Below are 2390 nucleotides of genomic sequence, written 5' to 3'. Positions count from 1 at the left end.
CACCGGGGGCCACATCCCCCACCACAGCGATCACCGGAACACCGACCGCTGCGGCCCGGCGGGCCACACCGATCACGACCTTCCCCCGCAGGCTCTGACCGTCGATCCGCCCCTCCCCGGTGAGCACCGCAGTTGCCCCCTGTACCATGGTATCAAACCCCACGGTATCCAACACTGTCTCGATCCCCATTTGCAGGCGGCCGCCCAGAAAGGCCACCATACCGCCGCCCATGCCGCCGGCGGCACCGCTGCCGGGCAGGTCCAGAATCTCCGTTCCAAGATCCCGCCGGATCACCTCCGCCAGATGGCGGAGATTCCGGTCCAGGCAGGCAACCTGAGCCGGTCCCGCGCCCTTCTGGGGACCGAACACCGCGCTGGCGCCGGTAGGGCCGCAGAGGGGATTGTCGATGTCGCACATGACCGTGATCTCCGCCGCCCGCACCGCCGGGTCCAGCCCGCTGGCGTCGATCCGCGCCAAGCGGTCCAGCGTTCCCCCTGTGGGCACATAGGTGTTTCCCTCCTGATCGAGAAACCGGATGCCCAGTGCCGCGGCGCAGCCGCAGCCGCCGTCGTTGGTGGCCCCCCCAGCCGCCGTCGTTGGTGGCACTGCCGCCCAGCCCCAGAATCACCCGGCGGGCACCGTCACGGACCGCCGCCCGCAGCAGCTCTCCCACGCCATAGGTGGTAGCTCTCTCCGGGCACAGATGCCCTTCCATCAGCGGGAGCCCGGCGGCTGCCGCCATCTCAATCACCGCGGTCCCATCCGGCAAGCAGCCGTAAAAGCCGGTAATCGGCCGCCCGTCGGGGCCTGTACAGGGAACCTCCACCCGGCGGCCGCCCAGCGCAGTCAGAAATGCCTCCACACTGCCCTCGCCTCCGTCCGCCACCGGAACACTGACGATTTCCGCCTCCGGCAAATGGTGCCGCAGTGCGGACGCCATCATGGTACAGACCTCCCGGGATGACATGGTCCCCTTGAAGGAATCCGGAATCAGAATCCACTTTCCCATACTGCCTGCATCCTTTCTTTCCTCAGGCCTTATGCCTCATCCTCCAGCCGCCGGAGCTCCTTATCCAGCAGATTCACTGCCTCGTCCAGATAGGCCTGAAGCGGCCGGGGCTCCCCCACCGCCAGGCGGATGCTGCACCGCTGGGACGGCAGCAGGATCTTCACCGCCTCGCTGCCGCCGATTGCCCCGGCCATGGCGGCAGAGACTTCGCCCAGCAGGCCGTTGGGCGTGAGCACCCCGATGGGGCCCATCAGCACATGGGCCCACTTGGCATTGAAGATCACCGCGTTTTCACCGGTGGCACATTCATCCGCCCCGGCCCGCAGCATCGCTCCCGTGGCAAGGGCATTGGTGCCCACCGCCCGAATATGCAGCGTGGGCCAGCGCTTTTTCACAGCTTCCACCAGTCCCCGGCCCATGCCGCCGCCCTGTCCGTCAATAATCAAAACCCGGATCGCTTCCCGCTTCATCCGTCTCATTCCTCCCGATGCAGATTTGTGATGATTCGGCTCTCATTATACCGGGTTTCTGCCCCTGCCGTCAACCACGTGGGAACAGCCTGTCGCTGCCGTTCCGCATGGAGATGCCCCATGTTCCCGGCAGATTTGGATGCAGCATTGCAGCCGGGCAGAAAATCCGGTAAACTTTTTTTGGAAAGCCTGAAGAAATCCCGGCTGTCCCGCCGTAATATACATGTCGGACGACAAAGGAGGTGGCGGCGAGACGTGGCCAGTATGACAAAAGAAGTCTTTTCCCGACTGATGGTACAATATGAGCGGCTGGTGTACACCATCTGTTTCCAGCTGGTCCGGGACGCTGCCTCCGCAGAGGATCTGACCCAGGAGACCTTTCTCTCCGCCTATCTGCACCGGGATTCTATGCCGGTGGGATATGAGCGGCAGTGGCTGGCGCGCATCGCCGCCAACAAAGCCAAGGATCATCTGCAAAGCGCCTACAACCGGCGCACCGTCCTGCCGGGAGATGAGGAAATGCCGCCGGGCCTCTCCCCTGCGGCAGAGGAAATCGCCCTCCAGCGCAGCGGAGAGGCTGATATCTCCCAAATGATTCAGGCCCTGAAAGAGCCTTACCGCCCGGTCTGCCAGCTATGCCTGCTGGAGGAGAAATCCCCCGAAGAAGCCGCGCTGGCGCTGGGCAGGCCGGTCAAAACGATCCATACACAGCTTGCCCGCGGGAAACGGCTCTTGCGGGAGCAGCTGGAAAGGAGGAGATTGGATGGAACGCTTTCGCGCTGACGGACATTTGACGGACGAGGCTCTGCTGGCACTGATCCGTCAGGAAGATCAGTCTGAGCTGGAGCGCCTGGAAATAGCGGAACATCTGGCCTTTTGTGATGCGTGTCTCCAGCGGTATACAGACCTG

Annotated in this window: 3 protein-coding genes and 1 pseudogene; 1 reads left to right on the top strand and 3 read right to left on the bottom strand. The window is 63.9% G+C overall.

Annotated elements, in window-relative coordinates; all coding sequences use genetic code 11:
• The 3 genes and pseudogenes from QZL67_RS05350 to QZL67_RS05340 all read right to left on the bottom strand — a co-directional run.
• A partial coding sequence (locus QZL67_RS05350; protein ID WP_292919916.1) for a glycerate kinase occupies positions 1 to 607 on the bottom strand: 607 nt, incomplete at its 3' end.
• Between the two features lie 13 nt (positions 608 to 620).
• Positions 621 to 1010 (bottom strand): annotated as a pseudogene (locus QZL67_RS05345) (glycerate kinase); the annotation flags it as partial.
• A gap of 29 nt (positions 1011 to 1039) precedes the next feature.
• Positions 1040 to 1480 carry a DUF3842 family protein gene (locus tag QZL67_RS05340; protein ID WP_022289720.1) on the bottom strand — a complete coding sequence of 147 codons (441 nt, stop codon included), beginning with the start codon at positions 1478 to 1480 and terminating at the stop codon, positions 1040 to 1042.
• 264 nt (positions 1481 to 1744) lie between these two features.
• Between QZL67_RS05340 and QZL67_RS05335 the strand changes: the two genes are divergently transcribed.
• The gene (locus QZL67_RS05335) at positions 1745 to 2263 is read left to right on the top strand and encodes an RNA polymerase sigma factor (RefSeq protein WP_292919914.1); all 519 of its coding nucleotides are present in this window, start codon (positions 1745 to 1747) and stop codon (positions 2261 to 2263) included.
• Positions 2264 to 2390: the final 127 nt, after the last annotated feature.

Origin of the sequence: Oscillibacter sp. CAG:155 (assembly GCA_000436875.1) — a bacterium.
GTDB lineage: Bacteria > Bacillota > Clostridia > Oscillospirales > Oscillospiraceae > Oscillibacter.
Note: the sequence above shows the minus strand (reverse complement) of the source record. Positions and strands in the feature narration are given on the sequence as shown.

What these genes read in the sequence shown, in the direction of transcription:
- QZL67_RS05340 (WP_022289720.1), bottom strand. Translation starts at nt 1,480, where the DNA reads ATGAAGCGGGAAGCGATCCGGGTTTTGATTATTGACGGACAGGGCGGC.
- QZL67_RS05335 (WP_292919914.1), top strand. Translation starts at nt 1,745, where the DNA reads ATGACAAAAGAAGTCTTTTCCCGACTGATGGTACAATATGAGCGGCTG.